Origin of the sequence: Lactiplantibacillus daoliensis (genome assembly GCF_005405005.1) — a bacterium.
Classification (GTDB): Bacteria; Bacillota; Bacilli; order Lactobacillales; family Lactobacillaceae; genus Lactiplantibacillus; species Lactiplantibacillus daoliensis.
The window spans coordinates 101462-119872 of the sequence record NZ_BJDH01000011.1; the positions used below are offsets into that span (position 1 = coordinate 101462).

Sequence of the window (18411 nt, forward strand, 5' to 3'; positions counted from 1 at the left end):
TTGTATCCGGTTCCATTACCAAATACAAGAACACAAAAAACGTCATTTCAACAATTTGCCGAAATGACGCTTGCTTAATTCTTTTTTTCTGTTAAATGCGGTAACGCTAAGAAAATCACCAATCCAATCAAGAACAAGATGCTTAATGAAGCCGCACCAATTGTTGATTTACCGGTCAATTGGGTGACAATTCCAACTAACACCGGTCCCATCACTGCTGAAAACTTTCCTAAAATATTATAGAAGCCGAAGAACTCACTCCCCGATTGCTTTGGAATCAACCGGCCAAAATAGGACCGACTCAAGGCTTGAATCCCACCTTGGCTCGTCCCCACTAATACGGCCAGAACCCAGAAATCGGTTACGGATTCTAAACGTAAAGCATACAAACAAATTCCGAGATACACGATAATCCCAATCAAAATACCAGTTCGCGTTGATGTCTTACGCGCAATCCAACCATACAGAATCGAGAACGGAAAGGCCACCAACTGCACGACCAATAATACAATCATCAAGGTCGTGGTCGTAATGCCCATATCCATTCCAATCGAGGTCGCCATTGTAAAGATTGTGTCAACGCCATCAATATAGAAGAAGTAAGCCACTAAGAACCACGCCGCGGCTCGATATTTTTTAAGATGTTTCAAGGTTGACCACACCCGTTTAAAACTATCCGTTACCGGGTGAGCATTAGGCTTCAACGCATACACCTGATGGACATTTTTCAACAATGGGATGTAGAAAATAATCCACCAAACTGCGGCCAACACAAAACTCCAACGGGCAACCCCGTAGCTCGACAATTGACCAAATCCACTCGTCAGTTGCAACACTAGGAATAAAATGAACGCCAGCACCCCACCCAAATAGCCGAAACCATAGCCATAGGACGAAATGCGATCCATTTCTTCATTAGGCGCCACATCGGTCAGAAAACTATCGTAAAAAAGATTGCCACCGGAGTAGCCAATAATCGACAGGATATAAATACCAAGTAAAAGTTTCCACGCACTCGTCGGCGCAACACTCAATCCTAGCGTCATCAACATTCCGACAATGGAAAAGACATTCAGCCAGCGTTTCTTAGCTTTGGGATAATCGGCTAATGCCCCTAAAACTGGGGCCAAAATTGAGACCAATAACGTCCCAATACTATTCGCATACCCCCAGTAGGCAGTGGCATTCGCTGCCGAAACACCGTTGTTTTGGGCAATCGCTTTGAAATACACCGGTAAAACAGCGGTCGTGACAATAATGCCATAGCCTGAATTGGCCCAGTCATAAAAAATCCAGCTCCACTGTGATTTGTTAAACTTCATTCGCGGTCCTCCTTAAAAATGCCATCTAAACACTGCCCTGGCATCGGACCGTCAAACTGTAGTCCCAATAATCGGGCAAAAGTTGGTGCTTCGTCAACTAAGTTAGCTGCCTCAATCCGAGCACCCGCTTTAACTGCCGGACCATTAAATAAAAGCGTGGTTTGATAATCCGGCTTAGTTGGATCATAGCCGTGCACCCCATGATACCGGTCAGGTTGGCCTAATGTTGCTGGGTGCACTGGTTCGACAACTAATGGCCGCCGACTTTCATCCGTAAAGTAATAGCCTTCCTTAGCTTCAACCATCAACGCACATGCCGGGTCAGCCCCCCGTTTAGCGGCCTCGTCACCAGTAATGACCGTTTCGACACCTTCAACACCCGCAATCAAGGCTTTCAGCTCAGCTAGGTCATCAAAATGGCGCGTATAAATATACGTCGACCCATCCGCAGTCTTCGCCATCACGGACCAATCATCTTCAAACGTTTGATCCTGGCGTGGCGTCAACCATCCTTTTTGAGCAAATAAGGTGTTTAAGTGGATCATGTGGTCCACGTTGATTTGATAGTGGTCCCCGAGAATCACAAAGTTAGTATCCGCAAAAGTCCCTGCTTGTTTGGTGGCATCAATTAATTGCCCAACATGGTGGTCCAACCGATGTAACGCTGCCATGGCTTCCTTCGACCGCACCCCATAACGATGCCGCATACTATCCATATCAACCAGATGAATCAGCGTCAAATTGGGCTTTTTGTGCGTTAACGTATCCACCGCACAAGCCGTAATAAAGTCGTCCAATTGTGGTTGCTTAATGCCATTCCGCAGATGACCGTACTTTTGATTCATTTTTAACAAAAACAATGGTGAACTGGCTTTAATTGAAACCAGAACCTGATTCGTCCAAATTCGATTTGGAAAGATTTCTGCTAAATTATAAGTAATTTTACTACCGGCCGTCACTGGCCACAAAAAAGCCGCGGTCGTTAATTTTTGTTGCCGTGCCAAATCATAAAGTGTTGGGACTTTGACATCCTTTTGATACCAGTACCAGTCTGGTGAACGTCGTTTTGGCTGCAGCTTCGTATTATTCACAATTCCATGAACCTTGGGGTATTGCCCCGTAATAATGGTCGTGTGTGACGGATACGTCAATGTTGGGTAAATTCCTGTGACTGACTTGACCCAAGCACCACCGGTCATTAATTGATTTAATACGGGTAACTCGCTTTGATGTTCACGTAAATCGCGAAAACCCAGTGCATCTAACGAAATAATCACTAAATGCTGATTTGTTGCCATGGTTACCGCCCCTTTTTTTATATTAGCTAAAAGCTCAAAAGCATCACAAATGTATTACTACCAGCAATAGTCCCGTCCAAATTCAGCGCTCCGTCAGTCAAAACTGGTGTGCTGTGAGGGACGGCACCAGCCGAAGTGTGGTCTGGTTTCTCAATTCATAGCCGACAAACCACGTCTTTGAATTGCCCTGCAAGATTAGTCAGCAAAGAACGCTAACTAATCTTGCCGACACTGCATACCGATTTTGACTGACGCCACTAAGCGTAAATAATAGATTTATTAAAAAAGAATTCCTGATTAGCTGGAGGTTGTTGCTGATAGCATCGGACGTGCAAGTGGCGTTTGACCGGTGGCTTTTGCCGGTCTTACACCACGGACGGTCCGGAAAATTTGCGGTTTTGGCAAAGCTTCCGGGCGAGGTTCAAGACGTTTCTAAAGCTTGAATCGGTCCCTCGTCCGCATGTTATCAGCAACAACCAGAAGCGGCAGCATCTTGCGACCTTTGACTGTTAGTTTGACATTTGTTATCGATACATAAAATTATACCGCAGAATTTCAACCACTGTCAGCAGTTGATTGACCAGCCGGTTTACTAAAAGTGGTCACAAAAACGCCCGAGTCATTTCACTCGGGCGTTTGGGGGTTAGCTTAATTTTCATCGTGCAAATAACCTTGTAACTGTAACCAGCGCACGGCTAATGATACCCAGTGTGCGGCTTGATCATTCAGATACTTGGTCTTATGAGGCTTTTTCGTGACATGGTTGGCTAAAGCTAATCCATGGATTCCGGAGCCAAATAAATGATATTCGGTTTCAATGCCTAATTGCATCAACCCTTGCACATACATCATCGAATTAATCGGCGGCACTAATTCATCGGTCACCGTTTGCCAAACAAACGCTGGCTTACTATTCGCATTCAATAGCTTTTGTGCCGCAAATAAGCGTTCGTCTTTAGTAATCTTATCGCGTTCCGCAACGCTACCTGGGAAACCCGCATCTAAATCAATTACGGGATATCCCAAAATTGTGGCGGCATGCTGACCATGATACTGATCTAAGTGATATTCAGCACGTAGTTTTGCATTTGTGGCGACACCATTATAGTCCGCCACAACGTGCCCACCAGCCGAAAAGCCAGCCAAAATAATCCGCTTTGGATCAATATGCCGCTTTTCCGCCTGTTGCGTGACCCAGTCAATCGTCGCGCCCAATTGCTGCAGCGCCCACGGATACACCTGACTCGTCGGCGTTTCCAATTGATAATTTAAAACCACGGCATGCATGCCTTCCGCAACAAATCGTAAAGCAATCGGCGCCTCTTCCCGACCAGAATGATAAGTAAAGCCGCCACCAGGACAGATAATGATCACTGGATAATCAACCGCTTCTCCAAAATCTGAAACTTGATCTAGCCAGTAACCCGTCACCTTAAATGGATGTTCTCGTGTTACCAATGTCTGTTGCTCAACTTGCATCATTAGTAATCCCCCCATATTATTATGTTTGTTAAGACCCCAAAATAACCTTGCCCTTGATGTGTACGCTTACATTATAAGCATTTCACACATCATTCGTCAATTTTGTTCGAACAAATAATTTAATTTGTTCGGATATTTATCACAACCAACTTAAATTTTGTTATAATAAGACTAACAATTAAGGGTATGAAGGTGATAACTATGGCAAACAATACATTTGAATCAATCTACCAAACCTTAAAGAAACGCATTCTAAAGGGAGACTACAGTATTAAGATGCGTCTGCCGATTGAAGATGATCTCATTACCGAATTCAGCAGTAGTCGGTATGCCGTCCGCAAGGCGATTAAAAAATTATCCGAAGAAGGGTTAGTCTATAGTGTTAAAGGACGCGGCGTGGTTTTATTGGAACACACGCCACAAACGCAGCAGTTCAATCTTAACTTAGGTGAACTTTCTGGGATCCACACAGCTAGTCCTGATGCGCCCTTCGATTATCAGACCGATCTCGTCAGCTTCGAACAGATTATCGTTGACCAAGCGTTAAGTCAGCAAACCGCTTTTGAAGTTGGCATTCCCGTTTACGCGTTAAAACGGGTGCGCAAAATTAACGGGACTCGCGCCGTCATTGATATTAACTACTTTAATGCGCAATTAATTCCTGGAATCACCCCTAAAATTGCACATGACTCGATTTACAATTACATTCAGAAAACGTTGAAAGTTAAAATTGCAGTCGTTAAACGAATGTTACGCGTTGATTCTGCACAATCGGTCGATACGGAGAACCTCGCGCTTGGCAAGAATAACTGTGTTGGCAACATGATCAGTATCGCATTCAACGATTCTGGTCGGCAATTTGAATACACAGAATCGCATTTCATTCCGAACGAACTGGTCTTCAACCAACTGATTCGTAATTAAACTTTACCAACCACTATTGACCCGGTCATCTTAAGATGGCCGGGCTTTTTGCTTGTCGCTCTAAGTATTTCCTGACTTCCATTTATTTTATAATAAATAGTCACAATTGTTTCACATCATTATTGCAAATATATTCGAATAAATATTGACTATTTAGCTGGTTAGATTATAATGATACTTATAAAAGCTAATGGGGGTTAGCCTTTGTACCGTTGACAATTGGTGTTAACGGATCAACTGATTCGGTCAAAGAATTAGGTGTGGTCACTAGGAGTAAAAAACTAAAAATAGCCGCTGAACAGCTAGGTGTTCAGCGACTATTTTTGTTTCACCACACTCTTTCTAAGCCATTGCTAACGTTCTCGCCGCAACCGAATTGCACCAACTAGCCCAATCATGGTTAAGGCTAAAATGCCCCAAATATTGGTTGGCCGTTGTTCACTCGTCTGTGGCAAAGTACCAGTAGTCACCTTTGCCATTGAATGAGTGACTGGGCTCAACCGATGCTGAACTGGTGGTGCAAGCTGGATTTGTGTTCGTACCGGCGTCGGTGTTGTGGTTGATTCAGTCCGGACAAACGACCCGCGGTTTGGCGAAGAAACCGTCCAGCCTAATCGATGGGTAACTGGCGTTGCAGTCTCAGTTGTCACACCTGGTTGACTCGTTGCATCTGGTTCATAGTAGAAGGCCACAGTCGCTGCTGGGTCTGAATAGTCACCAGTTGCCGAAGCAGATTCATCCGTTACCAAATGGTACCCAGCGATTGTTGGTGCCATCACATCATAAGGCGTCGCGACACTTCCAGTTAATTCCGTGCTTGGCTTGAGCGCTTTGGCCGTCCGTGCCAGATAATAATCAACGGTCACGGCACCAGCTTTAGGCGTATAAGTAACTGTCCGCATCAAATTGCTGCTTTCACCCGTCACAACTGTACTTGGCACCTGCGTCACATCAGCTTGATAATCTTCAATCACTGGGACTGAATAAGCAGCAAAACTGCTGGCACCAGTTGGTTGCCAAGTTGTTAATTGGGTCTCACCGGTCACGGCATCTTGGACTGCCCGCCGCGTAAACATTAATCTGCGCGTCACACTCGGTGCAGCCGTCTGTCCATCGGCGTATTTAAAGTTGATCGTTTGGGTAACATTGTGTGTCAAGACCACGCCAGCTGGCAAAGTATCACCAGGATTCAACGTAACGATCTCATGTGTGAACAATACCCGATAGTCTCGAACCAATGCCGCCGAGCTAAAGGCGGAACCATCTGCTGGATAACCATTGCTGACTAATTGATAGCCTTTGGCTGCATAATCGGCAATGGCGGCCGCAGTCGGATCTGGAATTGTTCCCTTGTATGGTACGGTTAACGTCGTGCTACCGATATTTTTATTTGCAATCGCATCGACATAATTAATCACACGAGTGACCGTCACCGGGTCGTACTGATAAGTGATCGTGCCCTTGGCCAAAGCAAGGGTTCCTGTCGTGGCAACACTATCTGGCAACACTGCCTTGCAGACATAATTGCCAATCGTTGCCGGTGTCGCGGTGTAACTATCCCCAACATCGCCGTTGATCTGTTCTGGTGGCACAATTGGTTCGCCATCTGGATCAACATAGTTGATGGTAATTCCACCAGCCACCACAGCTTCCTTTTCAAAGCGATATTCTAGATACTGTGGATTTTGCGAATAAGTCCCAGTCGTGGCACTGCTAAATCCTGGTAAAAGTTCGTACCCTGGTAGATCTGTCTGACTAGAAAAATCAAACGAATCACCAATCTTAGGACTGGTCTCTGATACTTCTGGTTCCACCGGTTGTCCAGTTGCTTGATCTACGAAAGTTGCCGTGACACTCGGCTTAGTTTGCCAATTTGCACCCTGGTAGACCATACTGTCATAAATAAACTGAACCTGGTTAGGATAGGTCACTTTAATATAATCATTGGTGTTGCCGAGCGTATTCTGAACACCCACGAAACCATATGAGAACCAGTTAGCACCACTCATAGTTGGATAAGCCGTTGGAATTTCAAATTCTCCGTTACCAAGTGCTGTCAACGGTGTTTCAGTCGCCGCGGCGGTGCTAGTGTCAGCACCATTCCAAGTGGTTTCATAGTGGGAAGTTAAGTCCTCACCTTGAACCCCTGTGATTGGAATCGCTTTAAAACTGGCCGGTTGCCCAATCACTAAATTAACTGCCGGTGCCACAGTGATACTCTCACCACCAGCAGCCACCGTTGCGGGTTTGGTAAAACCTTTAAGTGGTGAAAAATCAGTTAGTGAATTTTCACTGAAATCAAAATACTTTGGGAAACCATTCCGCGTGACATCATTATTATCAATTTTAGTTAACCATGGTCCTAACATTGCCAATTGCGCATTAGTCATCCCTTGCGAATTGAGTTGATAAGGATTCGTATCGGTTGCCCCAATCAAATTCACTTGACTGATGTGACTAGGATCAATCTGGGTCAATGGCTCAAGGTTAGCGGCACTCATGTCCTCAAGGTCGACCGTCACCATGCTAAACCGTAGCGGAATCAGTGGCGTCAAATCAATCGACGCATTGGCAAAATTAACATCCATACTAATCAGTGTTGTTGCTGGTAAGTATTGCAAGTACTGCATGCCAGCCAGAGTCCCTGTAACGGTTAAATCACTACCACTCACGTTAAAAGTATTGCCTTTGAAGGCACGAATTTCACCGACCGTTACTGGTCCAGTGACACCTAAACTCTTTTCAACAGCCGCTGCAATCCCCGTATCACCGAATGTGACAACGGTTGAATCAGGAACCGTTGGTGCCGTACTGGTCGCACTCGTAGCTGCAGAAGTAGCAGCTGAGCCAGTACTTGTGGCGACGGAAGTGGCACTCGTGGCAACTGAATCAGTACTTGTCGCTACAGAAGCGACACTCGTGGCAACCGAGCCAGTACTTGCGGCGACAGAAGCAACACTCGTGGCAACTGAATCAGTGCTTGCCGCTACAGAAATCGTACTTGTCGCAGTGGATGTGGCACTTGTCGCGACTGAATCAGTACTTGCAGCCACAGAAGCAACACTCGTGGCAACTGAGCCAGTACTTGTCGCTACAGAAGCAACACTCGTGGCAACTGAATCAGTGCTTGTCGCTACAGAAGTCGCACTGGTTGCAACTGAATCAGTACTTGCAGCTATAGAAGCGACACTTGTTGGCGTTGAGCCAGTGCTAGTAGCTATTGGCGCACCACTCGTGGCAGTGGAATCGGTGCTTGCAGCTACAGAAGCAACACTTGTTGGCGTTGAGCTAATGCTAGTAGCAGACGAAACTGTTGCACTGGTTGCGGTTGAAGCCGGCATTGAAGCAACACTGGTTCCATCACTTGCAACGCTCGAATCAGAACTAGTTGAAACAACACTTGCAGGCGCATCGCTAGCCACTGAAGTCGGACTTGCGACTGACTCAGAACTAGTCATTGCCGAAACGGCCGAGGCCGGCTCACTGCTAGTTGCACTCAAAGTTGGTGATGAACTTGGCGCTGCCGAAGTAGTTGCACTAGTCAACGGTGCTTGAGTAGCCGAAACACTACTGGTCGCAGTTGATGCCGTACTAATCGCCATCGAGGGACTACTCGTTGCTGCTGAGGTGCTCCCACTGGTTGTGGTTACCGTCGTCGTTGGTGTCGTCTCGGCGGCATTGGCTGTCACTGGTTTCACTAACAACGTTGCCCCCAGAGCACTGCTACCCATCAACATAACTAATGCCGTACACCACCGTTTACCAGATTTATATAATCGATAATGCGTCCGAACCGTTTCGGATCGCTGTAATTGTTTAAAACGCATCCCAAACACTCCTCTTTTTCCAGCCAGGATTTTTAGTCCTAGCTAATGCCGTTTTCTCACTAAAATAGGCCCTACGAATCCGAAAAGTAATAATCCTAATAATTTCCATATTGCTGGCGGCTGTTGTTCACTCGTCTGTGGCAATTGTCGTGGTAATAACCGTTGTGCAACTTGAGGCTGCGTACCTTTTTTTAATAATACTGGTCCAGTTGACTTAGAATGGACGGTCATTGGACGACCCGTTGCTGATGGTAGCGTACTTGCCACCGGCACATAATCAAAAACAAGCCTAGTCGGTTCCACGCCAAATTTACCGGCAAGTTCACGGGTAACCACCTGATAACCAGCAATTACCGGGGCCGTGACACGATAAGCTTGGCCAACCTCGCCAGTTAAATCAACAGCTGGGTGCAATTGTCGCTGAGAACCAGCTAACTGATAGTCAACCTTGATCGTGCTCTGTATTGGATGGTAGGAGACCGTCTCCGCCAAATCCGCGCTCAAAGCAGATACTGGAACGGCACTAATTCGAGCCAAGCTTGAACGATACGTTGCAAACTCGGGAACAGTAATGGCAGTAAAAGTCGGCGTTTCCACGGCTTGCCAAGGCGAATATTGGGTTGCCCCTGACACTTGGTCAACCGTCGCTGTTCGTTGAAAAGTAATTTTCCGACTCAAACTCGGTGCAAGTTCACGACCACTTGCAGTCCGAAAACTAACTGTTTGTGTGATCACTCGAGTCAAGTTCATCCCAAGTGGCAACGACTCATTAGGCTGCCAAGTCACTTGACGATGTGCCAGTTGAACCGTGTAATTCCCGGTTAACTGCGGTGAAGCGAAGGGTGATGAAGTCGCTGGAAAATCACTAGTGACTAGCTGATAGCCGGCTGCCAAATACGTCTTGATTGGCGCTAACGTTGGGTTTACCGGTGTGCTTTGATAGTCACCCGTCAGCTTTTGTTGCTGTAAAATTTTTTGCGTAGTGGTATCCAAATAAGTCACCGTTCGTTGCACCGTCACTGGCACATATTGGTAAACCACTTTGCTAGCAGTCACTGGTAATGTCCCAGTTGTGGCTAAACTCCCAGAACCCAGTTGCTGATAACTGTAATTAGGAATGCTGATCGGCGCGCTTGTATAAGTGTCACCCACATTGCCGGTAATCGTCTTGGCCGGCGCAATCGCTTGACCAGTCGGATCAACATAGGAAACGGTCACCCCTCCAGCCGGAACCGGTAGTTTCGCAAAGGCAAAAGTCAAATACTGCGGATCTTGCGTATAACTACCAGTCGTCGGACTACTATCCGTTGGTAAGAAACGATATCCTGATAGTTGCGTTAATTTGGTAAAATCATATGCTGTGCCAATCGTCTTCCCAGGATTACTCGTAAACGGCTGGATCAGCTGATTAGTCGCCGAATCAAGATAACGAATGTAAACTTGTGGCGCCGTTTGCCAATTGGCAACTTGATAAATCATACTGTCATATCTAAAAGTAATATTATTGGGATAATTAACCGTAATAAAATCGGCACGATTACCGTTAAAATGTGCAATCCCATTAAAACCGTACGTAAACCAGTTGGCGTTGGGAACGGCCTGATACGCAGTGGGAATCTCAAAACTGCCATCCGCTAATTTAGTTAGCGGTGTCTGGGTCGGTCCGGCGGAAGTTGGTGCAGCGCCATTCCAAGTCATTTCGTACTTAGAAGTCAGTGATTCCCCTTTTAAACCAGTAATCGGTGTCGGCTGAAACACGGCCGGTTGACCAATTACCAGATTGACCGGTTCCGCCACGTTGAGTCGTTGACCAACGGCCACAATGTATGCCATTTTTGTAAACCCGCTTAGCGGTGAAAAGTCTGTCAACGACCCTTCATCAAAGTTAAACGACTTATAGGTATCATTATTATCAATTGCCGTCAGCCAAGGACTCAATTCGGCCAATTGCGCATTCGTTAAGCCATCAGCATTCGTTTGATAGTCCGTAATCCCAGGTGTGATCGACCCAACTAGCTGAATTTCATTGAGTTGGCTCGGATCAACTTTCAGAAGTGGTGCTAAATTGACCGCATTCATGTCATGCACCATAATCCCAATTTCAGAAAAATGAACTGGAATCAACGGCGTCAAATCAATGTTGGCACTTGGATATTGCGTCACTAATTGGACGAGCGCTTTCGCCGGCAAATATTGCAACGCTTGAATCCCCGCTAACGTGCCGTTGACCAATAAAATGTTACTATCAGTCCCAATGCTTACGATGGAACCTTTAAACTGGCGAATGTCTCCAATCGTTACTGGCCCAGTCACGCCCAAAGAAGATTGCACAGCCGCAGCAACCCCGGCATCGCCAAACGTCACGACGGTTGAATCTGCAGGGACCGTACTGGTTGAACTTGCAACCGTCGAGCTTGCCGCAACGGCACTGCCTGGACTGGCAGAAGTTGGGACGCTAGTCGAACTTGTCGGAGTTGTCGTAGCCGCTGAAGTAACCGAACCACTCGCAACCGGGGCAACAGCACTGGTTGCCGGCGCTGATAGCGCACTAGTTGCTGACATGGCCGAACTCGCTGAACTGGTTGTAGCCGACATTGCCGAACCAGTTGCACTTGTAACAATAGCTGCCGAGGTTGACGGAACAGCCACCGAACTGACCGGCGCTACCGAAGTCACTGTGGAATCAGTTGTTGCGCTTGAAATACTTGTCGTAGTGGTTGTCGCAGCATTGGCTGTGATCGGTTGCGTTAGTAGCGTCACCCCCAGACAACTCCCGCCAACCAGTGTCACCACGGCCACACACCATTTTTTACCAGACTTGTATAGCCGATAGTGAGTCTTAACTAAATTGGCTTGTTGTAATTGCTTTAAACGCATCTTATTCCCCTCCTTTGTTTACCGAAAAAACACCGCCAAGCAGCTTCTAGTAGTTACTTGACGGCGACTTTAATCAACTAAAACTTATTAAAACCACCAGAATAAGCGCCAAAAGCTATGCCGCTGCGGCGTATAGTGATGGTGACTGACAGTACTGGTTGCCACATGATGCGTCGCCTGTTGTGATGCAAAGAAATGAACGATTGGCCGGAAAATCCAACTAATGATTTGCTGGAAAACTGTAATCACTCGCTGAATGAACCTGACAACTTTGACAATTGCTCGATGACTAACTACAGGCCTAGTTGTCGCGCTTCCAGCAGTAGAGGCCGCAGAAGTTGCCGTGGACGATGCAGCACTGGTACTCGTCGACGTCGCTGTACTTGAACTACTGCTTGCTGTTGAAGCAGCTGCCGAAGTTGGCGCACTGCTTGATACAGTTGCAGCACTAGTGGCTGTACTTGTTGGTGTCGTTGAGACTGCGGTACTGGTTGCCGGCGCGCTGGTTACACTAATTGGTGTCGTTACTGTCGAAGTCGCTGAACTAGCCGTACTTGCAGCACTGGTCGAAGCGGTTGAGGTTGCCGACGTGCTTGTTGACGCCGTTGATGATGCCGCGCTCGAAGTTGCAGCGCTTGCTGGTGCCGTTGAAGCTGCCGTGCTTGTTGATGCAGTGCTCGAAGGCGCCGTACTTGTTGGCGTCGTTGAAGTTGCCACACTCGTTGTTGAAGTGCTTGAGGTTGCAGCGCTTGCTGGTGCTGTTGAGCTACTTGAAGAAGTACTTGTTGGTGCAGTGCTTGAAGGCGCAGCACTTGCCGGTGCCGTTGAAGCTGTCGTGCTTGTTGATGCAGTACTCGAAGGTGCAGTGCTTGCCGTTGAAGCTGTTGTGCTTGTTGATGCAGTACTCGAAGGTGCCGTACTTAGTGGTGCTGTTGAGGCTACTGCACTCGTTGGTGAAGTCGTTGCGCTCTTAGCTGGTGCTGTCGAAGTTGCTGCACTCGTTGGTGAAGTACTTGTAGGCGCCGCACTTGCTGGTGCCGTACTTGTCAATGCAGTGCTCGTAGGTGCCGTACTTGCTGGCGCTGTTGACGTTGCTGTGCTTGTTGGTGAAGTACTTGAAGGCGCCGCACTTGCTGGTGCTGTCGACGACGCCACACTGGTCGGTGAAGTGCTTGAAGGTGATGCACTCTTAGCCGATGCAGTCGATGCTGGTGCTGTAGAAGCTACCGCACTCGTTGGCACCGTTGATGCCGCCACACTTGTCGATGAAGTGCTTGAAGTTGCAGCACTTACTGGTGCTGTTGAAGTTGCCGCACTCGTTGTTGAAGTACTTGTAGGTGTCGTACTTGCTGGTACTGTTGAGGTCGCCGTACTTACTGGTGACGTTGAGGTCGCTGCACTTGAAACCGGTGCTGTGCTCGTTGCACTCGTTGTTATCGCTGAAGTTGCCGTGCTGGTGGCTGTTGCTGGGGCCGCACTCGTGATGTCAGCCGTACTCGTCACAATTGTCCCAGCGCTCGAAGGTAGAATCGACGCCGTGGACACGATTGGCGCTGGCGTTGTTGCTGGTGACGTATCCGCGTCCGCCGGTTTCGCTAAACTTGCACTACCAATTAAGAGTCCCCCACAAGCGATCACTAGTGATAATAGCCACCGTTTACCACCTTTATATAACTTATAATGTGTCTGAGCATCTTTAGCTTTCTGAAGTTGCTTTAATCGCATACGCAATCTGCTCCTCTCTTAAAACCTGCAATCTGAAATTGCACTTTAGGTTTAACACGAGAACTTTGACGCAACAATTGACTTTCTCGACACCAACAACTATTTATTGAATTTGTACCTGGACAGTGTTAGTAAGCTTTCCTTAATATTCTGACCTTGTAATCAGTATTTTTATGACACAATGCGGCAAGATCGATTGTCACTTAGATAGGCAATTTCTTCATCCATTACAAAATTAATCAATACGTTTTATCGAGATGAAAATAGCAACGCTTATGTTTATATTTCTGAACAGTCCAATAATTTCGTTAATTATGATACTTTTTAATTCAGTCGCTCAAACTGATTTGATAAGTTTAACAATCAAACCGTTTTCAATATGCCATCATTAATTTTCAAAAACACTATAAGAATTCTTGCCGACAATTGCATTTATTATTATACTAATAAACGTAGTAGTGATAGATTGTAATCGGTATTTATTAATAATAACTATCGTTTATGTACTGTGGGGGTCAAGGAGTCGCTTCAACTTGGGGAAAACAAAAAATGAGATTGGTCAATTAAGGCCAATCTCATTTTTTGTTCAATTAATTTTGATGCTTCCGTCGCCGACTTTCAACGCCGCTGAACGCTAACACACTAGCCAACACTAACCCTAAGAACATGGCGGGATTCGTTGAACGTTCACCTGTCTGTGGTAAACTTTCACCTTTAGCGACTTTCAAGGCAGCTTCAACACGTGCTTTGAGGGCTTCTAGTTGTTTAACCACAGCCGTGTCGCCACTGGCCTGAGCCGTTTCAATCTCGCGGTCGATTTCAGTCAATAAGGTCTGATCCTCACCGATTTGTTCACCGACTGGGTCATCCAAAGTTTCTTCAAATTCTTCTTCTAGTTCTTCCTCCTCCTGAATCTCTTCCTCAATGGTTGGCATTTCAACGCCGATACCAGGTGTTCCAGGCTTTTCATACTCGAAGTCTGGCATTTCAACATCGATGCTAGGTGCCACGGGTTTTTCGTATTCATAATTTGGTAACTCCACATCAATTCCAGGCTTCCCAGGGGTGTCAATTCCAGGAAAATCAACATCGATACTTGGATGAACCGGTTTGTCGAAATCATCGGGATCTTTTTCATTATCTACATTGTCTTGCAAATCCCAGCGATGGGTTTCCCCTCTAACATTCACTTTATCAGCAATAATATTACCATCCAGGTTTTGATTAGCAGTCACTTCTGCAGCTGGCGCTAAGACACTACCTTGGAACACGGCATTAAAATCAACCTTGCCAGTTACTAATTTATCCGCAGCGGTTGAATCGTAGAAGTTCCAAAGCAGATGGTTATCACCAAAGTATTCCGTTTCATGACTGTTCCGATCTGAACCATCATCATAAATAATTTTAATTGGTGAGTTAACACTATAATCAGTCGCGCCTTCAGTATCAACGTTGATAATAACCGTATTGCCATCTTTGTCCGTGGATAAGCCTTTAATGGTCAGTGGCGTATTGCCAGCCAGCACATCCGCGCTCAAATTAATAACGATTTTGCCATCTTTATCTGGCTGCAGATCGCTCACATCAATCACACGATTATTCATATCAGGAAAGTCACTCGCAGTATAATTGGCAACGGGTGTTTTTTCGCTCAAAGCGGCATTTAACTGTTCCAACAAAGCAAATTCTTTGTCAAAATCAATATAAACATTGCCATTCTTATCCTGATAGACTTCCTCAGCTAATAAATGGTCAATATCAGTGCCATTAATTTTTGGCCGGTTAGGATTGCTGACATCAATTTCAACATTCTCACCAAAAATAACTTTATTGACCCGCGTATCCCCAGCAGAAACAAATGAGCTGCCAGCAATATTCGTGACATTTTGAATATAGGAAATATCTTTATCCAACAATTCTTCAATAATATTGGTCCCAAAATTGACATTCCCAATCAGATTCCCGACAGCAACGTTCCCGTTGGTATGTGTACCGAGATCAGCCTCACGGGCAAAAATATGAAATTGTGATGAAATGCCGAGTAGGTTATGTAAATCTGGGTAATCATCCTCAACCGTGCCGCCATCTTTAACCGCACTGTTGGCTGTTGGCGTCGTACTCTTTAACGACGCTGACACTGGTGCGACTGGTGACTTAACAGTGTCACTTGATTGGTCAGCTGGCTGTTCAACTTTTCCTGAATCAGGTTGATCATCTGACTCCGATACTGGTACGACCGGTTGCTGAACTTTTTGATCATCAGTTGCTGGTGTTGCAGGCTGGGTGGCCTTTTGCACGTCTGCCGGTTTGACCGGATCACTAGGCTTTACGCCACTTTGGTCAGTTTGTGACCCCTTTTCTGAGCCTGTAGCTGATTGATCGTCGCTCGTATCAGTTCCTGACTTCAACGGCGCTTGTTGGCTGGTTAAATCATCACTAGTCGAGCTAGCTTGGCCGGTAACTGTATTATTACCAGCTACCGACCCATTACCTGCGTCGGTATCCGCATTGGCAATCACCGTTGAACTCCCCAATGTTAATAAAATTGCGCAGGCAAAAGCCCAACGACGCCCAATCTTGTACATCTTAAAATTCGTCCGTTTACGCTCCATGATATCCCCACCTAAAATTTTCATTTAAATCTTCAATTTTCCTTGAATTCAATTCTATTTTCACGCTTTTCAAAGAAACAATCAACACTCCTAAACGATTTTATTTATATGAAATTATAAATTATACTATCTTGACAAACGTTATTGGCACAACGGTTTATCCCTTTTATTAGCTAGATAATTTGGATGCAATTTGTGTAAAAAATTCGTTGTTTAATCATAAAAGTCATTTTCATTTTAACTGTATTTCATGACATAACAAAAAGCCGATGGTCGCGTCCATCGGCTTTTGTCTATTCTAGCGTTCGTACAACTTGACCATTTTCTGACTTCAGTTGAAAGGCTGTTATCAAACAAAAGCCCCTCGAAAACTGATTTCCGAAGGGCAACGCTACAGCTGATTAAGTTGAAATTAACGACGTCGATTCTTTGCTTTGGCCTGACGGACCACATGTTTCATGGCATTTTTGCTGCCAAATAATCGATTGACCTTTTCCTGTTCACGTTCCCGTGAGTTCAACCCATCATAGGTCAGCTCCCGCTGAAGTTTTTGATAACTCGCTAGCCGGTCAGCCGTTAATTGACCCGTTTGAAGTGCCGCTTGCACCGCGCAGCCTGGTTCGGTTGTATGCGTGCAATTTCTAAATTTACACTCGGTCGCCAGTGCCGCAATGTCCGCAAACGTGCGGTCCAAATCGCCCGTATAGAGTTGCAATTCACGCATTCCCGGTGTATCAATCACAATTCCACCTTGTGGTAACAATAATAACTGACGCGCGGTCGTCGCATGCCGGCCTTTATCGTCATCAGCGCGAATGGTCTTAGTTGCGAGGACATCAGTGCCGATTAAGCAATTGATCAGCGTTGATTTACCAACCCCCGATGACCCAATAAACGCGACCGTTTTGCCAGTAGTGACGTAATCCGCAATTTCATCGTAACCGACACCAGTTTTAGCAGAGCAAGTTACAACATCGACGCCGAGACTGACATCAGCTAGTGACGCTAATTTTTCCGGTAAGTCCGCACACAGATCAGCTTTGGTCAAGACAATAACCGGCGTGGCTTGACTATCCCAAGCCATCGTCAAATAGCGCTCGATCCGTCGAACGTTGAAATCTGCGTTCAACGACATACAGATGAAAATCGTGTCGATATTGGCAGCAATCAGCTGACCATCACTGCGATTACCCACGCCTTCGCGGGCAAGAATACTTTGTCGCGGTAAAACCTGCTGAATCACAGCACTGGTCGTGGTGAGGTCCACCATGACCCAGTCACCAACCGTCGGAAAATCAGTTACATCCGCCTTTTCATAGGCAAACTTGCCAGAAACGGTCGCCGAACGCTCACCAGTTTCAGTCATAATTTGATACAAGTTGCGGTGTTGGGCGGTAACACGTGCCAGTTGTCCTTGGTTAGCAGTTGCAGCCTGTTTAAAGTTGGGTGTTAACCCATAATTATCTAAATTAATTGTCAATTTTATTAAATCCTTTCGTGAGTCGACTAGTAACAGCCAGTGAACGAAAAAAGCGCACAGCAACTCGGCTGTACGCTAAACGAACTAAGACCATCGTCCTAGTCGCACGTTCAACCAGCATTTGGAGACATCAAATAAAGCTGAGTTTTTTCAGCAATTTTCAGGTCTAAAATGTGATGGTTATTGAACGGCCGACATAGGCGACTCCTCTGAAATTTAATACTTAAAAGTTAACATTTGCTAGTTGGACTGTCAAGGGCAACGTAGCGATTCACACTCACTGTCTGAGAATTTGACTCATCGGCTTGCCTTTAGCTAGTTCGTCCACGAGCTTATCCAGATAACGAATTTGTTGCATCAATGGATCTTCAATGTCCTCGACTCGATAACCACAGATCATCCCAGTGATTTTGTCCACGTTGAGATTGAGTTGTGGCGCTTGTGCGAAAAATGTTTCAAAGTCAGTGTTATCCGCTAAAACTTGTTGGAAACTGGCTTCATCGTAACCCATTAGCCAAGTGATGATTTCATCGACTTCTGATTTAGTGCGGCCTTTCTTTTCAGCCTTCGCGATGTATAGTGGGTAGACCTTTGCGACTGGCATTTTGGCAACGCGGGAATTGGACATGGGGGTGTGCCTCCTTTATATAGTTACGGCTAAATAAATAGACTAAACAGAACCTTTCATCAGATATTATAGCTTTCCAATACTAGAAAATCTATGTCGATAAAACAACCTAATTATGTGTCTGGTATTAAAAATACTTATTGGAACTTAGTTTCTTATCCCAAATTGCAAGAACAAATTAGCCACACGATAAATCCTATTAAATCAGTATTTTCATTAATATTCATATTTTATGG

Annotated in this window: 10 protein-coding genes and 1 pseudogene; 1 reads left to right on the top strand and 10 read right to left on the bottom strand. The window is 45.8% G+C overall.

Annotated features, from left to right (window positions below; all coding sequences use genetic code 11):
- Positions 1 to 74: 74 nt before the first annotated feature.
- From FFM64_RS11470 to FFM64_RS11480, 3 genes are all read right to left on the bottom strand, one after another.
- Positions 75 to 1322 (bottom strand): MFS transporter, encoded by a 1248-nt coding sequence (locus tag FFM64_RS11470; protein ID WP_137608170.1) that lies wholly within the window; start codon positions 1320 to 1322, stop codon positions 75 to 77.
- On the bottom strand, positions 1319 to 2620 hold the full coding sequence (locus tag FFM64_RS11475) for an alkaline phosphatase family protein (RefSeq protein ID WP_137608171.1): 1302 nt from the start codon (positions 2618 to 2620) through the stop codon (positions 1319 to 1321). Before FFM64_RS11475 ends, FFM64_RS11470 begins: the two co-directional genes overlap by 4 nt.
- Before the next feature lie 648 nt (positions 2621 to 3268).
- Complete coding sequence (locus FFM64_RS11480; RefSeq protein ID WP_137608182.1) at positions 3269 to 4099, bottom strand: alpha/beta hydrolase; 831 nt, start codon at positions 4097 to 4099, stop codon at positions 3269 to 3271.
- 204 nt (positions 4100 to 4303) lie between these two features.
- Here FFM64_RS11480 and FFM64_RS11485 point away from each other — a divergent pair, with 204 nt between their 5' ends.
- Complete coding sequence (locus FFM64_RS11485; protein ID WP_137608172.1) at positions 4304 to 5026, top strand: UTRA domain-containing protein; 723 nt, start codon at positions 4304 to 4306, stop codon at positions 5024 to 5026.
- A 353-nt stretch (positions 5027 to 5379) separates the two neighbouring features.
- On the opposite strand, the gene FFM64_RS11490 is transcribed toward FFM64_RS11485, so the two are convergent.
- From FFM64_RS11490 to FFM64_RS11515, 7 genes and pseudogenes are all read right to left on the bottom strand, one after another.
- A complete protein-coding gene (locus FFM64_RS11490; protein WP_137608173.1) occupies positions 5380 to 8853 on the bottom strand; it encodes a MucBP domain-containing protein in 3474 nt (1157 codons plus the stop codon).
- Positions 8854 to 8895: 42 nt separating this feature from the next.
- Positions 8896 to 11730: a MucBP domain-containing protein gene (locus FFM64_RS11495; RefSeq protein WP_137608174.1), complete on the bottom strand. Its 2835-nt coding sequence runs from the start codon at positions 11728 to 11730 to the stop codon at positions 8896 to 8898.
- Between the two features lie 87 nt (positions 11731 to 11817).
- The gene (locus FFM64_RS12400) at positions 11818 to 11979 is read right to left on the bottom strand and encodes a hypothetical protein (RefSeq protein ID WP_223876961.1); all 162 of its coding nucleotides are present in this window, start codon (positions 11977 to 11979) and stop codon (positions 11818 to 11820) included.
- Between the two features lie 1380 nt (positions 11980 to 13359).
- Positions 13360 to 13455 (bottom strand): annotated as a pseudogene (locus FFM64_RS12520) (KxYKxGKxW signal peptide domain-containing protein); the annotation flags it as partial.
- 590 nt (positions 13456 to 14045) lie between these two features.
- The gene (locus FFM64_RS11505) at positions 14046 to 16067 is read right to left on the bottom strand and encodes a collagen-binding domain-containing protein (protein WP_137608176.1); all 2022 of its coding nucleotides are present in this window, start codon (positions 16065 to 16067) and stop codon (positions 14046 to 14048) included.
- A gap of 412 nt (positions 16068 to 16479) precedes the next feature.
- Positions 16480 to 17547 (bottom strand): ribosome small subunit-dependent GTPase A, encoded by a 1068-nt coding sequence (rsgA, locus tag FFM64_RS11510; RefSeq protein WP_137608177.1) that lies wholly within the window; start codon positions 17545 to 17547, stop codon positions 16480 to 16482.
- A 277-nt stretch (positions 17548 to 17824) separates the two neighbouring features.
- Positions 17825 to 18175: a DUF2200 domain-containing protein gene (locus FFM64_RS11515; RefSeq protein ID WP_137608178.1), complete on the bottom strand. Its 351-nt coding sequence runs from the start codon at positions 18173 to 18175 to the stop codon at positions 17825 to 17827.
- Positions 18176 to 18411 lie beyond the last annotated feature (236 nt).

Excerpts from the sequence above, each read along its gene's own strand:
- FFM64_RS11470 (WP_137608170.1), bottom strand. The coding sequence starts at position 1,322 with ATGAAGTTTAACAAATCACAGTGGAGCTGGATTTTTTATGACTGGGCC.
- FFM64_RS11475 (WP_137608171.1), bottom strand. The coding sequence starts at position 2,620 with ATGGCAACAAATCAGCATTTAGTGATTATTTCGTTAGATGCACTGGGT.
- FFM64_RS11480 (WP_137608182.1), bottom strand. The coding sequence starts at position 4,099 with ATGCAAGTTGAGCAACAGACATTGGTAACACGAGAACATCCATTTAAG.
- FFM64_RS11485 (WP_137608172.1), top strand. The coding sequence starts at position 4,304 with ATGGCAAACAATACATTTGAATCAATCTACCAAACCTTAAAGAAACGC.
- FFM64_RS11490 (WP_137608173.1), bottom strand. The coding sequence starts at position 8,853 with ATGCGTTTTAAACAATTACAGCGATCCGAAACGGTTCGGACGCATTAT.
- FFM64_RS11495 (WP_137608174.1), bottom strand. The coding sequence starts at position 11,730 with ATGCGTTTAAAGCAATTACAACAAGCCAATTTAGTTAAGACTCACTAT.
- FFM64_RS11505 (WP_137608176.1), bottom strand. The coding sequence starts at position 16,067 with ATGGAGCGTAAACGGACGAATTTTAAGATGTACAAGATTGGGCGTCGT.
- FFM64_RS11515 (WP_137608178.1), bottom strand. The coding sequence starts at position 18,175 with ATGTCCAATTCCCGCGTTGCCAAAATGCCAGTCGCAAAGGTCTACCCA.